Origin of the sequence: Paraburkholderia sp. EG287B, from assembly GCF_040965595.1 — a bacterium.
In the GTDB taxonomy this organism is placed as follows: domain Bacteria; phylum Pseudomonadota; class Gammaproteobacteria; order Burkholderiales; family Burkholderiaceae; genus Paraburkholderia.
Genome location: NZ_JBFRCG010000017.1, coordinates 107003 through 126158, shown reverse-complemented (window position 1 = coordinate 126158; position 19156 = coordinate 107003). Strand labels below are relative to the sequence as shown.

General features: G+C 66.5%; 14 protein-coding genes and 1 pseudogene. 4 read left to right on the top strand and 11 right to left on the bottom strand.

Annotated elements, in window-relative coordinates; all coding sequences use genetic code 11:
• Window positions 1–182 precede the first annotated feature (182 nt).
• The 4 genes from tal to AB4Y40_RS29735 form a co-directional block, all read right to left on the bottom strand.
• Complete coding sequence (tal, locus tag AB4Y40_RS29750; RefSeq protein WP_069265363.1) at window positions 183–1142, bottom strand: transaldolase; 960 nt, start codon at window positions 1140–1142, stop codon at window positions 183–185.
• 306 nt (window positions 1143–1448) lie between these two features.
• Entirely contained in the window at window positions 1449–2675 is a 1227-nt protein-coding gene (locus AB4Y40_RS29745; RefSeq protein ID WP_368690889.1) for a benzoate/H(+) symporter BenE family transporter, read from the bottom strand.
• Window positions 2676–2788: 113 nt separating this feature from the next.
• Window positions 2789–3961, bottom strand: a complete 1173-nt coding sequence (locus AB4Y40_RS29740) for a VWA domain-containing protein (protein ID WP_368690888.1) — start codon at window positions 3959–3961, stop codon at window positions 2789–2791.
• 34 nt (window positions 3962–3995) lie between these two features.
• The gene (locus AB4Y40_RS29735; RefSeq protein WP_368690887.1) at window positions 3996–4847 is read right to left on the bottom strand and encodes an AAA family ATPase; all 852 of its coding nucleotides are present in this window, start codon (window positions 4845–4847) and stop codon (window positions 3996–3998) included.
• A gap of 419 nt (window positions 4848–5266) precedes the next feature.
• Between AB4Y40_RS29735 and AB4Y40_RS29730 the strand changes: the two genes are divergently transcribed.
• Window positions 5267–5632, top strand: a complete 366-nt coding sequence (locus tag AB4Y40_RS29730) for a c-type cytochrome (protein ID WP_069265359.1) — start codon at window positions 5267–5269, stop codon at window positions 5630–5632.
• A gap of 39 nt (window positions 5633–5671) precedes the next feature.
• The gene (locus AB4Y40_RS29725; RefSeq protein ID WP_254319103.1) at window positions 5672–6046 is read left to right on the top strand and encodes a cytochrome c; all 375 of its coding nucleotides are present in this window, start codon (window positions 5672–5674) and stop codon (window positions 6044–6046) included.
• A gap of 129 nt (window positions 6047–6175) precedes the next feature.
• Here AB4Y40_RS29725 and AB4Y40_RS29720 read toward each other — a convergent pair whose 3' ends face one another.
• The 3 genes from AB4Y40_RS29720 to rsxB form a co-directional block, all read right to left on the bottom strand.
• Entirely contained in the window at window positions 6176–6610 is a 435-nt protein-coding gene (locus AB4Y40_RS29720) for a DUF1841 family protein (protein ID WP_324141311.1), read from the bottom strand.
• Between the two features lie 93 nt (window positions 6611–6703).
• The gene (nth, locus tag AB4Y40_RS29715) at window positions 6704–7348 is read right to left on the bottom strand and encodes an endonuclease III (RefSeq protein ID WP_368690886.1); all 645 of its coding nucleotides are present in this window, start codon (window positions 7346–7348) and stop codon (window positions 6704–6706) included.
• A gap of 35 nt (window positions 7349–7383) precedes the next feature.
• Window positions 7384–8238 (bottom strand): electron transport complex subunit RsxB, encoded by an 855-nt coding sequence (rsxB, locus tag AB4Y40_RS29710; protein ID WP_368690885.1) that lies wholly within the window; start codon window positions 8236–8238, stop codon window positions 7384–7386.
• A gap of 443 nt (window positions 8239–8681) precedes the next feature.
• On the opposite strand from rsxB, the gene AB4Y40_RS29705 reads away from it, so the two are divergent.
• A complete protein-coding gene (locus AB4Y40_RS29705; protein WP_069265354.1) occupies window positions 8682–9314 on the top strand; it encodes a TetR family transcriptional regulator in 633 nt (210 codons plus the stop codon).
• Between the two features lie 203 nt (window positions 9315–9517).
• Here the strand turns inward: AB4Y40_RS29705 and AB4Y40_RS29700 are convergent.
• The 3 genes and pseudogenes from AB4Y40_RS29700 to AB4Y40_RS29690 all read right to left on the bottom strand — a co-directional run.
• Window positions 9518–10753 (bottom strand): annotated as a pseudogene (locus tag AB4Y40_RS29700) (polyhydroxyalkanoate depolymerase); the annotation flags it as partial.
• Window positions 10754–11059: 306 nt separating this feature from the next.
• Window positions 11060–12922: a glycoside hydrolase family 15 protein gene (locus AB4Y40_RS29695; protein WP_368690884.1), complete on the bottom strand. Its 1863-nt coding sequence runs from the start codon at window positions 12920–12922 to the stop codon at window positions 11060–11062.
• Window positions 12923–13098: 176 nt separating this feature from the next.
• The gene (locus AB4Y40_RS29690; RefSeq protein ID WP_081771773.1) at window positions 13099–13248 is read right to left on the bottom strand and encodes a DUF3096 domain-containing protein; all 150 of its coding nucleotides are present in this window, start codon (window positions 13246–13248) and stop codon (window positions 13099–13101) included.
• A 232-nt stretch (window positions 13249–13480) separates the two neighbouring features.
• On the opposite strand from AB4Y40_RS29690, the gene AB4Y40_RS29685 reads away from it, so the two are divergent.
• Entirely contained in the window at window positions 13481–14779 is a 1299-nt protein-coding gene (locus tag AB4Y40_RS29685; RefSeq protein WP_368690883.1) for a lactonase family protein, read from the top strand.
• Window positions 14780–14822: 43 nt separating this feature from the next.
• Here the strand turns inward: AB4Y40_RS29685 and AB4Y40_RS29680 are convergent, their stop codons facing one another.
• Complete coding sequence (locus AB4Y40_RS29680) at window positions 14823–19103, bottom strand: DNA translocase FtsK (RefSeq protein WP_368690882.1); 4281 nt, start codon at window positions 19101–19103, stop codon at window positions 14823–14825.
• Between the last annotated feature and the right edge of the window lie 53 nt (window positions 19104–19156).

Below are 19156 nucleotides of genomic sequence, written 5' to 3'. Positions count from 1 at the left end.
CTGCCCTGATTCTAGGCGCGCGCGATGACGTGACCGAGCGGTGTGTCGTCAGGGTTTGCGAGCGTGCAGACGGGAACGGTCGTTGCAGTCCGCCCCGTAATACAAAGGGCCGCACGTGCTCCCTGTGCGGCCCTCCTCGGTCATCGATACGGCAATGCGCGCTGCGTGGGCGCGCCGGCGCATTACTTCGCGCGCAGTTCTTCGATCATCTTTTCGAGCTTGATCGCGTCTGCGGCGAACGCGCGGATGCCTTCGGCGAGCTTTTCGGTCGCCATGGCATCGTCGTTGAGCTGGAAGCGGAACGACGACTCGTCCACGGCCACGCGCTCGATCTTCGCGTCCTTGAACGCTTCCGGCGAGAGCTTGCGCTCGACCTTCTCGTTGCTGTCGTGGAGCTTCTGCAGCAGGTCCGGGCTGATGGTGAGCAGGTCGCAGCCGGCCAGCTCGACGATCTGGCTCGTGTTGCGGAAGCTTGCGCCCATCACCTCGGTCTTGTGGCCGAACTTCTTGTAGTACGCGTAGATCTTGCGCACCGACTGCACGCCCGGGTCGTTTGCGCCGCCGTCCTTCGCGTCGTCCCAGTCGGCCCCCTTGGCCTTCTTGTACCAGTCGTAGATGCGGCCCACGAACGGCGAGATGAGCTGCGCGCCCGCTTCGGCGCACGCGGCGGCCTGCGCGAGCGAGAACAACAGCGTCATGTTGCAGTGGATGCCGTCCTTTTGCAGCGCTTCGGCGGCACGGATGCCTTCCCAGGTGGAGGCGAGCTTGATCAGCACGCGTTCACGGCCGATGCCGGCCTGCTTGTACAGGTCGATGATGTGGTGCGCCTTGTCGATCGACCTTTTCGTGTCGAACGAGAGGCGGGCGTCGACCTCGGTCGAGACGCGGCCCGGAATGATCTTGAGGATTTCGGTGCCGAACGCGATCAGCAGATGGTCGATGATCGACTCGAGCGATTCGCTCGCGTGATCGCGCACGGTTTTTTCGAGCAGCGGACGGTACTCGGCTTTCTGGACCGCCTTGAGGATCAGTGACGGGTTGGTCGTCGCGTCCTGCGGCTTGTACTGCACGAATTGCTGGAAGTCGCCCGTATCGGCGACGACGGTGGTGTACTGCTTGAGCTGGTCGAGTGCGGTAGTCATGTCAGGCCTTGTGGGCGCGTGCGCGCCTGCATCGGTGAGAGTTGAACGGCCGGCGCGCTCCAGGCGTGAACCTGGGGCGCGCCGGGCGGAACCAGAAAGGCGCTGCGCCTGCCGGCTTGGCCCGCGCGGATTGGGCGGCAAGCCGGGTGGGGCGCATCTTGCCGCGCGTGTGGGCGCGGCTCACATCGTCATTTTATGGCGGAAACGCATGGCGTTGCGTTTCGCGCGGGCATGGGGCATGGCAAACGCGCCGCACACACCGTGCCAGCGGGGCTGGCGGGCGCATGCGGCGGCGGCTCACACGGGTCAGGCGCGCCGCGCGTTGAGCACGAACTGCGTGATGACGCCCGCCACGAGTCCCCAGAACGCCGCGCCGATGGAAAGCAGCGTGAGCCCGGAGGCCGTCACCATGAAGGTGATGAGCGCGGCTTCGCGCTCGCTGGGGTTCTGCATGGCGTTGGTGAGGCCGCTCATGATCGAGCCGAACAGCGCGAGCGCCGCGATCGACACCACGAGCGCCTGCGGGAACGCCGCGAACAGTGCCGCGATGGTCGCGCCGAAGGTGCCGGCGATCAGGTAGAAGATGCCGCACCACACGGCCGCCATATAGCGCTTCGTGCGGTCTTCGTGGGCGTGCGGGCCGGTGCAGATCGCCGCCGTGATGGCCGCAAGGTTCACGCCGTGCGAGCCGAACGGCGCGAGCACGAGCGAGGCTATGCCCGTGGTGGCGATCAGCGGCGAGGAGGGCGCGGCCGTGTGGTCGTAGCCGTCGGCGCGCAGCACGGCGATGCCGGGCACGTTCTGCGAGGCCATCGCCACGACGAAGAGCGGAATGCCGATGCTCACCACCGCGGTGAGCGAGAACGCCGGCATGGTGAACACGGGTCTGGCCACCGCCACGCGGAAGTGGCTGAAGTCGAGCAGCCCGAGCATGGCCGCGGCGGCGATGCCGATCACGAGCGTCGCGACGATCGCATAGCGCGGCACGAAGCGCTTCACGATCAGATAGCCGAAGAACATCGTGAGCACGAGCGGCGTCTGCACCTGCGCGGCGTGGAAGATCTCGATGCCGATCTCGAACAGGATGCCCGCGAGCAGCGCCGCCGCGATGCCGGCGGGAACGCGCTTCATGAGCGAGTCGAACCAGCCGGTGAGGCCCACGGCCGTGAGCAGCACGGCGCAGACGAGATAGGCGCCGATCGCCTCGGCATACGGCACGTGCGGCAGCGAGCTGATGAGCAGCGCCGCGCCCGGCGTGGACCACGCGATCACGATGGGCGCGCGGAACCACAGCGACAGGCCGATGGTGGTCAGGGCCATGCCGATGGACAGCGCCCAGATCCACGAGGAGATCTGCGCGTCGGACAGATGCGCAGCCTGGCCGGCCTGGAACATCAGCACGAGCGAGCTGGTGTAGCCGGTCATCATCGCGACGAAGCCGGCCACGATCGTGGCGACCGAGGTGTCGGCGAAGGGCCGCAGCGGTCCCGGCCTGAACGCCGCTGGCAGGTCGGGGGAAGAGGGGGCGGTCATGCGGGTGGTCTCCAGATTTTGCTTAGGTATGACGGCTTCGGGCGGCGCGGCCTGAAGACATCTTCAGGCACGCGCCGCCTCGAGAAAGCGGAAAAGGGCGGGAGTGCGGGCGCCTATTTGCTCAGCACGCGCATGGCCGTTTCGAGCCCGGCGACGGTGAGCGGGTACATGCGGTGGCCGAGAATCTCGCGGATGATCGACACCGACTGGCGGTACTCCCATAGTCGCTCGGGCTCGGGGTTGAGCCAGGCGAAATGCGGGAACTGGTCGGCGAGGCGGCGCAGCCACACGGCGCCCGCTTCGGGGTTGTTGTACTCGACCGAGCCGCCCGGCTGCAGCACCTCATACGGGCTCATGGTGGCGTCGCCCACGAAAATGAGCTTGTAGTCGGGTGTGAACTTATGCAGCAGGTCCCACGTCGGCGTGCGCTCGGCGTGGCGGCGGCGGTTGTTCTTCCACAGGTGGTCGTACACGCAGTTGTGGAAGTAATAGAACTCGAGATGCTTGAACTCGGCCTTGGCGGCCGAGAACAGCTCTTCGGTGCGCTTGATGTGATCGTCCATCGAGCCGCCCACGTCGAGCAGCATCAGCACTTTCACGTTGTTGTGGCGCTCCGGCACCATCTTGAGGTCGAGCCAGCCCGCGTTCGCGGCGGTGCTGCGGATCGTGTCGCCGAGGTCGAGTTCTTCCGCCGCCCCTTCGCGCGCGAAGCGGCGCAGGCGGCGCAACGCGACCTTGATGTTGCGCGTGCCGATTTCGACTTGGTCGTCGTAGTCGCGGTATGCGCGCGCATCCCACACTTTCACGGCGCTGCGCTGGCCGCCTTCGCCGCCGATGCGGATGCCTTCGGGGTTATAGCCGCCGTGGCCGAAGGGCGACGTGCCGCCCGTGCCGATCCACTTGCTGCCGCCCTCGTGGCGCTCCTTCTGTTCTTCGAGCAGCTCTTTGAGGCGTTCCATGAGCTTGTCGAGGCCGCCCATCGCCTCGATCTGCGCGCGCTGTTCGGGCGTGAAGTCGCGCTCCAGCCGCTTCTTGAGCCAGTCTTCGGGGATCTCGAAGGCCAGTTCCGATTTCTTCTCCATGCCGCGAAAATACGCGCCGAACGCCTGATCGAAGCGGTCGAAGTACTGCTCGTCCTTCACGAGCGTCATGCGCGCGAGGTAGTAGAAGTCGTCGAGCGAGGGCGCGATCACGCGCGCCTTGAGCGCTTCGACGAGCGTGAGGTACTCCTTCACGGAAACCGGCAGCTTCGCGTCGCGCAGCGTGTAGAAGAAGTCGATCAGCATGCGGTGTCTCCGGCTTTCGCGCGCGGTTTTCCTGTCAACGGTTGTGGCGGTTCATGTAGATGAGGCGCTCGAACAGCGTCATGTCCTGCTCGTTCTTGAGCAGCGCGCCGGCGAGCGGCGGCATGGACTTCGAGCCGTCGACCGCGCGCAGCGCCGAGGGCGGGATCTCTTCGGCGAGCAGGAGCTTGAGCCAGTCGAGCAGTTCCGAAGTAGAAGGCTTCTTCTTCAGGCCCGCGACGTTGCGCAGTTCGAAGAAGCTTTCCATGGCCGCGTTGAGCAGTTCCTTGCGGATGCCCGGATAGTGCACCTCGACGATGCGCTGCATCGTCGCCGGATCGGGAAAGCTGATGTAGTGGAAGAAGCAGCGGCGCAGGAAAGCGTCGGGCAGCTCCTTCTCATTGTTCGACGTGATGATGACGAGCGGACGCTGTTTCGCCTTGATGAGCTGGCGCGTCTCGTAGACGTAGAACTCCATGCGGTCGAGTTCGCGCAGCAGGTCGTTCGGGAACTCGATGTCGGCCTTGTCGATCTCGTCGATCAGCAGCACGCTCTGCTGCTCCGACTCGAACGCCTGCCACAGCACGCCTTTGACGATGTAGTTGGCGATGTCCTTCACGCGTTCGTCACCGAGCTGCGAGTCGCGCAGGCGCGAGACCGCGTCGTACTCGTAGAGCCCTTGCTGCGCCTTCGTGGTGGACTTGATGTGCCACTGCATGAGCGGCATATCCAGTGCCGCGGCCACTTCTTCGGCCAGCATGGTCTTGCCCGTGCCGGGCTCGCCCTTGATGAGCAGGGGGCGTTTCAGCGTGATCGCGGCGTTGACCGCGAGCTTGAGGTCGTCGGTGGCGACGTACTGCGATGAGCCTTCGAAACGCGTGGCGCGCATGGTGAATCCGCTCGCTGGGAAAAAAATCCCAGTATAAGTCAGATGGGGTGTTGCGTCGGCGCGCCACCGCGTATCGTTGGGTCCGCTCTTTGGGGCACGGTCGCAAGCGCTGCCAGCCGTCTCGCGACGGTGTGCGGCGAGTCCGTTGCGCGTGCCAGGGTTCCTCCGGGTTGTCTGCGGGCGAGGCGGCGCGGCAGGGCGCTGCGTGGCCGCCGCAAGCCCGTCGCGGGGCCTCGCCAGGCGCTCCGAGGCCCGCCAGGCGTGGCGCGGCCGGTGGACGGGCGGCGCGGCGTCGCGGTATACTCGGACCGATTTTTTTCGGCCTGCACGGCGACCCCAAAAGTAAAACAGCAGTAATGCGGCGCAGGCCGTGGCCTGCGGTTCGGGCGTTCGAATCCCCTCAAGCCAGGTTGGATGCTATGAAAAAAATTGTCGGCAAGCACGTCATCACGGGCGCAATCACCATGCTGGCGTGCTTCGCGGTCACGGCTCACGCGGACATCGTGGGCAACGCGAAGGCGGGTCAGGACAAGGTGGCGATGTGTATCGGCTGTCATGGTATTCCCGACTACCGCACCGCCTACCCCGAGGTCTACCACGTGCCCATTCTGGGCGGCCAGAACGCGCAGTACATCATGAACGCGTTGCTCGCCTACAAGAAGGGCGACCGGCATTTCGAGACGATGCACGCGATCGCGTCCTCGCTCACCGAACAGGACATCGCCGACATCGCGGCCTACTATGCGTCGCAAACGGCCGCGTCGAAAGACAATCCGAATAAATAACCGGCAGGTGGAGAACCCATGAACAAGCCCTACACGGCTATGCCTTCGTTTGCCGGTGCAACCATCAAGCTCGCGGGCGCCGGGCTCGCACTGGCCGCCGCGCTCGCGCTCAATCCCGCACACGCGGCCGACGCCTCCAACGGCAAGGTCCTCGCCGACAGCCACAACTGCGCGGCCTGTCACGGCCCGGGCCTGAACAAGCCCGTGAGCCCCGAATATCCGAAGCTCGCCGGCCAGCACGCCGACTACATCTACTGGGCGCTGCGCCAGTACCAGATGGGCACGAGCAATCCGCACCTCGGCCGCAACAATCCGATCATGCAGGCGCAGGTGCAGAGCCTCTCGCAGAGCGACATGAAGGATCTCGCCGCGTACATCGAGTCGCTCGGCGGCGACCTCGTCAACAAGAAATAAGCGTTAGCGCGGCGCGCGCCATGCGTGCCGCATCATGTGAAACACCCCGCGTGGGTCTCGTTTTCGGCGAGGCGTTCGCGGGGTGTTTTTTTGCGGCCTGATTGCTTTTAGATGTGCTGCAGTCGCGCTTCAATCGCGGGAAGCGCGGCGCTCGATGCGCATCAGATAGGCGTCGGTGTCGGGCGGCGTGTTCGTGCGTTGCGCTTCCCAGATCGTTTCGCCGAGGCATTCCATGATCGCGTGCTGCGCGTCGTGCGTGGAGCCGAGACGTGCCGCGAGCCGGTCATGCGCGGCGCGGATGCCGGGCGGCTGGTCGATCGAAAGCTGCTCGCTGATCGCCAGATGCATCGACAGATGCAGGAACGGATTGCTCTGGCCGCGCTCGGGCGAGTAGTCCTGCGCGGCGGCCGCATCGGCGTCGGTGAGTTCGGCGTGATATTCGGGGTGCTCGACGATCCAGTCGGCGGCGATCGCCTCGAGCGGCGTGAGGATTTCGCCCGCGCGCTGCTTGCGCCAGGTCTCGGTGAAAAAGCGGCGGACTTCGTCGCGGCTGGGATTGAACATCGTGAGTCGGTCGTAGGGGTGAGGCGCCAAATCGTGCAGCGTCGCGCTGCGACGCCTGGATCGATCATTTTACGCCGGGGCGCTCGTGCTCGCTCAGAGCTCAGGCGGGGGCGTCTTCGGCTTGAACTCGCACAGCGGCTCGATCACGCAATGCCAGCATTCGGGCCGGCGCGCCTTGCACACATAGCGGCCATGCAGGATGAGCCAGTGATGCGCGTCATGGCGGAACTCGGCCGGCGTGAATTTTTCCAGTGCGAGTTCGACGGCGCGCACGTCCTTGCCGGGCGCGAGTCCCGTTCGGTTCGCAACCCGAAAGATATGCGTGTCGACGGCGATGGTCGGTTGGCCGAAGGCCGTGTTGAGCAGCACGTTCGCGGTCTTGCGTCCAACCCCGGGCAGGGCTTCGAGCGCCTCGCGCGTGGGCGGCACCTCGCCGCCGTATTGCTCGATGAGAATGCGGCACGTCGCGATGACGTTCTTGGCCTTGGTGCGATAAAGGCCGATCGTCTTGATGTAATCGGCCACTCCTTCCTCGCCCAGCGCGAGCACCGTTTCCGGCGTGTTGGCGACCGGAAACATCCGGCGCATGGCCTTGTTCACCGAAACGTCGGTGGCCTGCGCCGAGAGCATCACGGCGATCAGGAGTTCGAACGGCGTGTTGAATTCCAGCTCGGTGGTGGGATGTGGATTGAGGCTTTGCAGCGTTTCGTAGATGGCGCGGCGCTTGGTGGCATTCATGCTCGTTGTGCGTGGGGCCGTTGCGTTGCGGAGCGCTATCGCGCGGATTTGTCGTCGTCGGGCGTCGAGTCCGATGTATTCGACTCGATGCCGATGCGCTTGCGGCGCGCCTCGGCCTCGTCGATCTGCGCCTGCACATCGGCGCTCACGTGTTCGACGTTGCGCGGTCCCACACCCTGTTCGGCCAATTCCGCCTTCTTGCGGCGGGCACGTTCGAGCGCGGCCTGGATGATCGCTTTCTTCTTCGCTTCGGCGTCGTCGGCGGGGGCGCTTGCGGGTGGCGTGGCGGCGTCTTGCGGCGCTTGCGGCGCTTGCGGTGCGTGGGCCTGCGGCGCGCTCGTGGCGGCGCGGCGTGCGGCGGCGCGCGCCTCGGCCGCATTGCGTTCGGCGGCCTGGCGCGCGGCGCGCCGGTCATGCCGCACGCGGGCTTCGTCGGCCTGCTGCTGTGTCCATGCGTCCCAGCCGGTCGCCTCGCCCGTAACGGGAATCATTGCGATGCAGTCGACCGGGCAGGGCGCGACGCACAGGTCGCACCCCGTGCACTGATCCTTGACGATGGTGTGCATCTGCTTGGGCGCGCCCACGATCGCGTCGACGGGGCACGCCTGCATGCACAGCGTGCAGCCGATGCACAGTTGTTCGTCGATGAACGCCACCGGACGTGCGCGCTCCACGCCGTTGTCCGGATTGATCGGGATGACGGGTTTGCCGAGCAGCGTCGCGAGACGCTCGACGCCTTCCAGGCCGCCTGGCGGGCACTGGTTGTAGTTGGCGGTTCCGGCGGCGACGGCTTCGGCGTAGGGCCGGCAGCCGTCATAGCCGCACTTCGTGCATTGGGTCTGGGGCAGCAGATCTTCGATGCGATCTGCGAGTGTTTTGGGATCGTTCACGTTCGCTACATCGGGGCGGGGCGGGCGGTGGCGTGACCTTGCGGCGCAGGGCTTCGCACCGGGTCTCAAGGCGCGCACATGCACAGCGCCAAAGCCTGCATTATCGCCGATTTCCCGCATTGCCATCGGCGGGCCATGTGCCATAATCAAAGCGCTTAATGCGAAGCACCGTGCAGTCCAGGGGAAATCAATAGACGTAAGCGGTACATGTCGGGCACGGCAGGCAACGTGCTTCGCAGGAGGCAGACAGGGGGAAGAACGATGTCGGCTCGCAACGACATCAAACAAACAAGAAGGAACGCAAGACCGTAGGTCGGAGGGTGTCTGTCCATTAACCTGGCGCGCCCCGCACAACGTTGTCGATACCAGGGCGAGGAGAGGCCCGGCGCAGTATTGCCCGACAACGTAAACCGGACAACGCGGCTTAACGAGATCCTGCCACCATGAATCAGCCAAAAATCAAAAGAGATCCTGAAGGCACACGCCGCCGCATTCTGCTTGCCGCGGCGGAAGAATTCGCCAATGGCGGCCTGTTCGGCGCACGCGTCGACCAGATCGCGCGACGCGCGGAAACCAATGAGCGCATGCTCTATTACTACTTCGGCAGCAAGGAGCAACTATTCACGGCGGTTCTCGAGCACGCATTCGGCGCGCTCAATGAAGCCGAGCGCGCGCTCGATCTCTCGGGGCTCGCACCCGTCGAGGCGATCACGCGGCTCGCGCATTTCGTGTGGGACTACTATCGCGACAATCCCGAACTGCTGCGGCTCGTGAACAACGAGAATCTGCACGAGGCGCGATATATGCAGAAGTCCACACGAATTCGCGAGATGATCTCGCCGATCGTGGCGACGCTCGGTTCGATTCTCACGCGCGGTGAATCTGCGGGACTGTTCCGCCCGAGCATCGATCCATTGCGCCTCTACGTGACGCTTTCGGGCATGGGCTATTACATCGTCTCGAACCGCTACACGCTCAACGCCACGCTCGGTCGCGACTTCAGCACAACGGCCGAACGCGCGGAAGTCATTCAGCTCAACACGGAGATGCTGCTCGCGTATCTCATGCGCAAATAGCGCACGACTCGCACGCGGCAGATTCGCGAAGCCGTTTCACGCTCCACAAACGCCACGCGCCGTCCTGGGACGGCGCGTGGATTGTGCTGCTGGTGCGGACTGCGTGCGCTCGCGTGAAGCGCAAGCCTTGGTCAGGCGACGACGCCTTGTGCCGAGCGGCCGCGGGCAGACGCTTCCTTGCCCGTGTGGCTGGCGGCCTGCTGGTGCTGGCGGATGAAATCGCGCAGTTGCGGATAGATGATCGTGCGCCAGCGGCGGCCCGAGAAGATGCCGTAGTGGCCGCATTTCTCGGCAGTCAGATGATGCTTGTTCGTCTCGGGAATACTCGTGCACAGATCGTGCGCGGCGCGCGTCTGGCCTGCGCCCGAAATGTCGTCGAGTTCGCCTTCGATCGTGAAGAGCGCCGTGTCGCGAATGTCCTGCGGACGCACACGTTCGCCGGCCACGTCCCACGTGCCTTCAGCGAGGCTGAAATCCTGGAACACGGTGCGGATGGTCTCGAGGTAATACTCGGCGGCCATGTCGAGCACCGCGTTGTATTCGTCGTAGAACTGGCGATGTGCTTCGGCGTCCTCTTCGTCGCCGCGCAGCAGGCTCTTGTAGAAGTCCCAGTGCGCGGTGGTGTGGCGGCCCGGATTCATCGCGACGAAACCCGCGTGCTGCAGGAAGCCCGGATACACCTCGCGTCCTTCGCCCGGATAGTTCGCCGGCACGGGGTGGATCACGTTGTTCGCAAACCAGTCGAGCGAATGCTCGGTGGCGAGCGAGTTGACGGCGGTGGGGCTGCGGCGCGCGTCGATCGGGCCGCCCATCATCGTCATCGTGAGCGGGGTGTCCTCGCCGCGGCTCGCCATCAGCGAGATGGCCGCGAGCACGGGCACCGTAGGCTGGCAAACCGACAGCACATGCAGATTCTTCGCGCCGATATGGCGGATGAATTCCTGGATATACGCCACGTAGTCGTCGAGATGGAACGGACCGGCTTCGAGCGGCACCATGCGCGCGTCGACCCAGTCGGTGATGTACACCTTGTGGTCCTGCAGCAGCGTGCGCACGGTGTCGCGCAGGAGCGTGGCGTGGTGGCCCGAGAGCGGCGCGCACACGAGCACGGCCGGCTCGTCCTTGAGCGCGGCCACGGCGCCGGTGTCGTCGGCGTAGCGCTTGAAGCGCAGCAGGCGGCAAAATGGCTTCTCGATGATGGTCTGCTCGACGATCGGAATATTGAAGCCGTCCTTCACGATCTGGCGAAGGTTGAACTCGGGCTTCTCGTAGTCCTTGCCAAGGCGATACAGCAGTTCGTAGCCTGCGGCGAAGCGCGTGGCGCCCGGCACGAGTGAAAACGGGCTCGTCGGATTCGAGAACGATTTCGAGGCGGCCTGGGCCCAGGCGGTCAGCGGGCTGAGCAACGCGCGCTGGAATTCACGGATTTGATAGAGCATGGGCGCTCCGGCATCTTCAAGGAGCGGTTCGCACCCGGGTCGCGCGCGGATGAGGCGCGGAGCAGATGCGGGCCGGCAAGGTTGGTCGGTCAGTCAGGTTGTTTATCGGCCGCCGCCCGGAGGGCTTTAGCGCGGACACACCCGCAGGCGTCTCGCGGCTTGTGGCTGCAAGCGCGCTGCAAGGCGGTACACGCGTTTCGCCCCGTTGCCAGGCGGCGCGGGCGGTACTGTTCCGCCCGGTTGTTGTGCAACGCAGCATCCCTAGTGTACCCCAGCCCGCGAAAACGTCCAGGCGCTTTCGAACATTCACGATGCGGATACAACAGCTGGCTCGGCCGACGCGCCGCCGACCGCGGGGTGCCCCGTCTCCTTCGCCATTTCCTGTTCGTGCCGCATGAGATTCAGGCCCGTATGCACGAGCGCCACATGCGAGAACGCCTGCGGGAAGTTGCCGACCAGACGCCCCGCAATGGGGTCATATTCCTCGGCGAGCAATCCCACGTCGTTGGCGAGCGAAAGCAGGCGCTCGTACATGCGGCGTGCGTCGTCCATGCGGCCTTGCAGGGCCAGGTTGTCGACCATCCAGAAGCTGCACGCAAGGAAGGTGCCTTCCCCCGGCGGCAGTCCATCGTTGAATTCGGTGGTGCGGTAGCGCATCACAAAACCTTCACACATGAGATCGCGCTCGATCGCCGCGACCGTGCCGGCGATGCGCGGATCCGCCGCGGGCAGGAAGCCGAGCAGCGGCATGAGCAGCAGGCTCGCGTCGAGATCGGTGCCGCCGTAGATCTGCGTGAAGGAATTCAGATCCTTGTTGAAGCTGCGCTCGCAAATGGTCGCGTGGATCGTCGAGCGCAGTTCGCGCCAGTGATCGAGCGGCCCGGGCAGCTCAAATTTTTCCGCCGACTTGATGGCGCGGTCGAAGGCGACCCACGCCATCACCTTCGAGAAGGTGAAATGCTGGCGGCCGCCGCGCGTTTCCCAGATGCCCTCATCGGGCTTGGTCCAGATCGTCTCCAGGTGCTCGAGCATCGCGCACTGGATCGACCATGCGGTGTCGTCGGCCTGCAGGCCGCCCACGCGCGCGAGGTGCAGCGCGTTCATCACTTCGCCGTACACGTCGAGCTGCAGCTGGCCGACCGCGTTGTTGCCCACGCGCACCGGTTTGGCGCCTTCGTAGCCGGGCAGCCAGTCGAGTTCGAATTCGGGCAGACGGCGCTCGCCGGCGAGCCCGTACATGATCTGCAACTGTGAGGGCGAGCCTGCCATCACACGGCCGAGCCATGCGCGCCAGGCGCGGGCTTCGTCGTAGTAGCCGCCGCGCATCATCGCGAGCAGCGTGATGGTCGCGTCGCGCAGCCAGCAGTAGCGGTAGTCCCAGTTGCGCGTGCCGCCCAGCTGCTCGGGCAGCGACGTGGTGGGCGCCGCAACGATGCCGCCGGTGGGCTCGTAGGCCAGCGCCTTGAGCGTGATGAGCGAGCGGCGGATGGGTTCGGCCCAGCGGCCTTCTACGGTGCTGCGCGAGGCCCATTCGGTCCAGAAGTTTTCGGTGCGCGCGAGCGCCGTGAACGGGTCGCGCGGCGGCGGCAGCCGCAGGTGCGAGGCCGCATACGAAAGCGAGAACGGCACGCGCTCGCCTTCCTTCACGTCGAACTGCGCCACCGTGTGCATGTTCTCGCCCTGGAGGTCCACGGGCGTGCGCAGCACGACCGTGTCCGGGCCCACCGTGGCCTTGATGCCGCTCTCGTAGGTGAGGCGGCTCACCCACGGCACCGAAAAACCGTAGTCGAAGCGCAGCACGAACTGGCTTTCCATGCGCACGGTGCCGCGCCGGCCCACGACGATGCGCACGAGTTCGGACCAGCCGTTGCCGGGCGGCATGAAGTCGATGAGCGTCACCGCGCCCTCGGGCGTTTCGAAGTCGGTTTCGAGGATCAGCGTGTCGCCGCGATAGCGGCGCGTGGTCTTGATCTCGACTTTCGCGCCCTCTTCGGGCTGCGCGGGCGCGATGAGCCAGCGGCCGTTTTCCTCCGTGCCGAGGAGGGCGGCGAAGCAGGCGCCGGAGTCGAAGCGCGGCCAGCAGAGCCAGTCGATGGATCCGGCGCGGGAAACGAGCGCGGCCGTGTGGCCGTCGCCGATCAGTGCGTAGTCTTCAATGGGTGCGGGCATAGTAAGCAGATTGACAGCGTTGCTCGAAAACGAAAGCCGCTTGCCGCAGCGGCGCGGCATGCACGCACAAGAGTAGTGGCAGCGGGGCCGCCTGCGCAATGCGTTTTGCGCAGCAGCACGCGCAAATACTCATCTCGCCTGCGTCAACAAACGCCGTCGGGCGCGACCTGAGCGGGTCACAGATGCCCGCCCACGCCGAACAGCCCGATGACCCCGATGATGATCAGATACAGCGCGACGATGTAGTTGAGCAGACGCGGCACGGCGAGAATCAGAATGCCTGCGATGAGCGCGACGAGCGGCCCGATGGCGACGTGAATGTTCATGACGGCTCCCTGGTGGCGGCGGGTTTCGAACCTTTGCGTTGATGCCCTGGTGGCTTGTTGTTGCTTCGACTTAGGTCTGGACTCGTCGCTGCGCGCTTGCGGGGCGGGCGCTCGCGACCTCTCCTATACTGGGCCGGTGTCCCAGTTATCAGACGAAAGCGGGACGAATACGGTCGGCATGGCGACGAGGGCCGACTCGCTCCCCTGGATCGACAAGAAAAAGGAGGTCGACATGTTCCTTCGCCGTGCCGCCGCAAACGCCGTGCCCACGCCCTCCCGCTCATCCGCCGATTCAGGTAGCCTTTCCCGGTCGCGCCGGACTGAGCGCCGACCCGCGCATCTCCTCACCCAGCTCGTCAAAGGTGTTGTCATCATGGCTTCCGTCGCCGCGACGCATGCGTTCGCGCAATCCGCTTCCACGACCGCGCCCGCGGGTGGCGTCTACAACCTGATCGTCGGCACCTATACGAGCGGCAAAAGCGAGGGTCTCTACGTCTACCACTTCGATACGCAGACGGGCGACATGCAGCCGGTCAGCGTGGCGAAGACGGTGAACCCGTCGTTTCTCGTGGTGAGCAAGGACAACCGCTTCGTCTATGCGGTGAACGAGCTGCCCGGCGACAACGGTCCCGCGAGCCTGCGCGGCGACGTGAGCGCGTTCGGCTTCGATGCCGCAAGCGGTCAGCTCACGTTTCTCAACAAGGTGTCTGCGCAGGGCAACGATCCGTGCTACCTGAGCCTCTCGCCGGACGGGCGCTATCTGTTCGTGGCGAACTACTCGGTCGCCGCCGACCCGGGCGGCAGCTTCGCGGTCCTGCCCGTGCAGCAGGACGGCAAGCTGGGCGAGTCCGTGCTCACCGTGCACCACGAGGGCGGCGGCCCCGTGAAGGGGCGTCAGGACAACGCGCACGTGCACTCGACGGTGTTTTCGCCAGACGGGCACTATCTCTTCACCCAGGATCTCGGCACCGACAAGCTGTGGACGTATCTCTACACGCCGGACGGCAGCCGCGGCCTGGTGAGCCCCACCGAGTGGCGTTATACCGATGTGAAGTCAGGCAGCGGTCCGCGTCACCTGATCTTCGGCAATGACGGGCGTCACGCGTATCTCACGAGCGAACTGGCCGCCACCGTGACGGTGTTCGCGTATCACGATGGCCACATGAAGCCGGAGCAAGTGGAGAAGCTCGCGGAGCCGGGCTTCAAGGGAATCCAGGGCGCGGCGGCACTCCATCTGTCGCCGGACGGCAAGTTCCTCTATGTTTCCAATCGCGGCGACGCCAACGACATCTCGATCTTTGCCGTCGATGGCGACAGCGGCAAGCTTAGGCGCGTGGGGCGCCAGTCGAGCCTCGGCAAGTCGCCGCGCGAGTTCGCGATCGATCCGACCGGGCAGTGGCTGATCGTCGGCAACCAGAACAGCGATACCGCCTACGTGTTCCGCCGCGATCAGCAGACTGGGTTGCTCGCGCCGAACCCGAAGCGCATCGAGATCGGCTCACCGGTCGATTTCAAGTTCGTCGCGCAGTAACGGCTCGAGATGACGAAAGAAGGCGCGCGGCGCGCCTTCTTCCTCACTCGCCCTGGCCGCCGCCGGGCACGAGCACTTCGCGGCTGCCGTTGATGCCCATCGGCGAAACGAGCCCCGCCGTTTCCATCTGTTCGACCAGACGCGCGGCGCGGTTGTAGCCGATGCGCAGTTGCCGCTGCACCGACGAGATCGATGCGCGCCGTGTGCGCACGACGAACGCGACGGCCTCGTCGTAGAGCGGGTCGGCTTCGGCGTCGGGCGAGTCGCCGAACAGGTCCTGCGGCGCGCCTTCGGCAGCCGGGCCGTCGAGAATGCCTTCGACGTACTCGGGCTCGCCGAACTGCTTCAGATACTCCACCACGGCGTGCACTTCCTCGTCGGCGACGAACGCGCCGTGCACGCGCTGCGGGTAGCCCGTGCCCGGCGGCAGGAACAGCATGTCGCCCTGGCCGAGCAGCGACTCGGCGCCCATCTGGTCGAGAATCGTGCGCGAGTCGATCTTCGACGACACCTGGAACGCCACGCGCGTCGGAATATTCGCCTTGATGAGACCGGTGATGACGTCCACCGAAGGACGCTGGGTCGCGAGAATCAGGTGAATGCCGGCGGCGCGTGCCTTCTGTGCGAGACGCGCGATCAATTCTTCGATCTTCTTGCCCGCAACCATCATGAGGTCGGCGAGCTCGTCGATCACGACCACGATCATCGGCAGCGGCGAGAGCGGCTCGGGGGCTTCCGGCGTGAGCGAGAACGGGTTGCCGATCTTCTTTTCGTGCGCTTCGGCGTCGCGGATCTTCTGGTTGAAGCCCGCGAGATTGCGCACGCCCACCGCCGACATCAGCCGGTAGCGCTTCTCCATCTCGCCCACACACCAGTTGAGCGCGTTGGCGGCGAGCTTCATGTCGGTCACGACCGGCGCGAGCAGATGCGGAATGCCTTCGTAGACGGACAGTTCGAGCATCTTCGGGTCGATCATGATGAGCCGCACGTCCTCGGGCGTCGCCTTGTAGAGGAGCGAGAGGATCATCGCGTTGATCGCGACCGACTTGCCCGAACCGGTCGTGCCCGCCACGAGCATGTGCGGCGCCTTGGCGAGATCGGTGACGATCGGATGGCCGACGATGTCCTTGCCCATCGCGATCGTGAGCTTCGACTGCGAGCGATGGTAGGGCGCCGATTCGAGGATCTCTGAAAGGCGGATCATCTGGCGGCGCGCGTTCGGCAGTTCGAGGCCCATGCAGGTCTTGCCGGGGATCGTCTCCACCACGCGGATCGACGTGAGGCCGAGGCCGCGCGAGAGATCCTTCATGAGGCCGACGATCTGGCTGCCGCGCACGCCGAGCGCGGGTTCGACTTCGAAGCGCGTGATGACCGGGCCCGCCGAGGCGCCGACCACCGTCACGGGGACCTTGAACTCCTGGAGACGCTGCTCGATGAGCTGGCTCGTCTCTGCGAGCTTCTGCTCGGAGACGGGCTCGATCTCTGACGATGCACGCTCGAGCAGATCGAGGCCCGGCAGCTCGACCGCCGATGCGCTGAGCGGCTCGAACGCGAAGGACGTGGGCGCGTGGCCGCGCACGGAAGTGCGCTGGACTACGGGCTCGGGGGCTTCGACCAGCTCGGGGGCTTCGATGGCTTCGGGTGCTTCGGATGCGGACTCGAAGTCGGGGCTCGCGGCGCCGGGATCGGTCGCGATGGCGGGGTAGGGCGCCGCGATCGGCGTGGCAACCGGCGTCGCGGGCTGCGCGGGAGTCGGCGTGAGCGTGGGCTCGGCAACGGCAGGATGGCTTACCGGCTGCGATTCGGCAACCCATGGCGGCGTTGCTGTGGGTGCGGGCGCTTGCGCTGCGGGCAGGGGCGTCGCGTCAAAAGCCGGTGTCTGGGTTGGCGGCGCGCCAGGTGCCGGCAAGGCCTCAGCGGCTTCGTTCGCAACGCCCTGCGCTTCGTCCATCGACGGGGGTTGCTCGCCGACGCTGGCGGATTCGCTGTGCGCGACGGGCGCGAAAGACTCGCTCGCCTTCTGCTCTGCCACCGGTGAAGGCGCTACGTCGAACGGCGTCGCGGCGTCGTCGGGTTGCGCGTCGCGTGCGAAGCGGGGGAAGTGCACGATGTCCGACGCGGCCGCTGTGTCGAGCTGATCGTCTGCTTCGTGCGCATCGTGTGATTCGGCCGGAGCGGGTTGCTCGGCCTGCGCGCTTGCCGCGACCGGCGTTTGCGTCGCTGCGGGCACTGGCACTGGCACTGGCGCCGGTGCCACAACGGGAGAAACCGCTGCAGGCGCAGGCACCTGCTCCTGCACCGTCGACGGGCTGAACGTGAAGAACGGTTCGGCGGCGCGCGTCTCGGCGGGGGCGGTGGACGGTTCGTCGTCGAGCAGGATCCACGGCATGCCGTGATCGAGCGTTGGCCACGCCGAGGGCGTTGCGGCTTCCTCCGCTGCAGCTTGCACCGGCTCGACATGCGTTGCCTCGCTCGAAGCGCCTTGCGCGGCTTCGTCCACGTGCGCAGCCATCGGTTGCCAGGCAGTCGGCGCAGCCGTGTAGCCGGCGCTGACCGGATTCGGCTCGAACGATGCCGGGTTCTGAGCCACGGCAGGGTAGGAGGCAGCGGACGTCGCGCCCGGCGTCGTGTCGCCCGGTTGCGCCGAGGCCTGCGTTTCCACGAACGACTGCACACCCGCGTTTGGCGAAACGTAATCGCCGTCCGGCTGCGTGACCGGAGTGGACGTCGCGTCCAGCGACCCGGCCGACGGCATCACCGGGAGCGCCGCCGTCGCGATGTCCGGCGATGCGCTCGGGAATTGCGCGTGCGTCTGTTCCTCGCCCGTGAGCGCACTCGCTTCGTCCAGGGTACGGCGTGCGAGGCTCGCGCCGGCGAGCGTGGTCCAGCGCGCGGCGTTTTCTTCGATCGAGCGCAACGTTTCGAGCACGCTCGTCGAGAGCGGCGCCTCCGCCTGCGGCGCGCTGGTGGGGGCGGGGCGCGAGTAGGCCGGCGTCGCGGGCGGCGTTTCGGCTGGATGCGAACCGAACGGCGCCGTGCGCGGCGCACTCATGGGCGGGCGAGGGTTCACGCGCGCGGGCTGCCCCTGCCAGACGTACGGCTTAGGCGGCTTCGCGACGCGCGGCGGCGCGGCGGCCGCGGCGCGCGCGGCCGTGCTGCCCGCCGCGGGCGGTGGCGCCGTGCGGCGCGGCATGACGGGTTGCGCGAACGGCGAAGTCAGCGGATCGAGCGGCGCCGGCGTCGTGCCGAACGCGGCACTACGCGCGGCGGCCGCGGCTGCTGCGGCACCGGCCGCGAGCGGCGCAGCGTGCACTGCCGCCGCCGAAGCTGTGCGCGCGCCCGCGCCGGTCATCGCGGCGGCCATGGCCGGTCGCGTGTGAGCCGTCTCCGCCCGCCACGGGGCATTGGGCTGCGCAGGGACGCCCTGCGCCCCACGCACTCCCGCCATGTCCTGCACTGCGCCCGCACCGCGCGCCGGCTGGCGGCGCGCGTCGCCAAGCGGCGCGCCTGTCTGCAACGGCGCGCGCGGCGGCTCCATCGGGGCTCGCGACGCGCCCGCAGGCGGCGTTGGCCCCGGCGCACGCGTGCCGCGCAGCCAGTCGGCGGTCGCGGTCGGTTCGGTGCGCGCCCACGCCGCGGAGGGATCGGCGGGACCACGGAAGCCCGGTTCGGCACGCCACGAACCCGCATCGGCAAAAGCGTCCTGTGCGGTGGCAGCGGCCGACACTGCGCCAAGTCCCGCAGCCATCGCACCGGCTGCGCGCGGGTTATCGCGACCCTCGCGCGCGTCACGCGCCGGCGGGCGCCAGATCGTCGGCCGTTTGCGTCGCGCGCCGTCGCCAGGCATCGGTGGATTGAAGGTGGCGGCGCTATGCGCGGGCAGTCCCTCTTCGGCCGCGGCGCGGCGGCTGCGGCGTTCGCGGCGCGGGCTGTCTTCGGTGTCGCGCGCGGCGCGGATGTTCAGGCCGAGGCCGAGCGAGATGTCGGCCCACGCGAGGAATTCGCGCCAATGGAAGTCGAGCAGCCACGGCAAGCTCACGACGAGGAGCGCCGTCATCGCGAGCGGCGCGGCCACGTGGCCGATGAGCTTGCCGAGCCCGCCCGCGAGCGCGTGGCCGAGCCCGTTGAAACCGGCGATGTCGATGAGTGTCGCCTCGAGCGCGCAGCTCGCCACGAGCACGCCGACGAAGCCGAGCCAGAGTCTGATCGTGCCCGGGCCGCGCAGGCCCGCGCCGCCCGGCAGCACGGACTTGACGAGACGCCAGATCAGAGGGATGAACCAGACGGCCGAAACGCCGAACCAGCCAGGAACTACCGTGTGCATGCCAAAGATGTACGTAGAGAAGGTGTGCGACGTGTGGAGTGTAACCGCTCGGC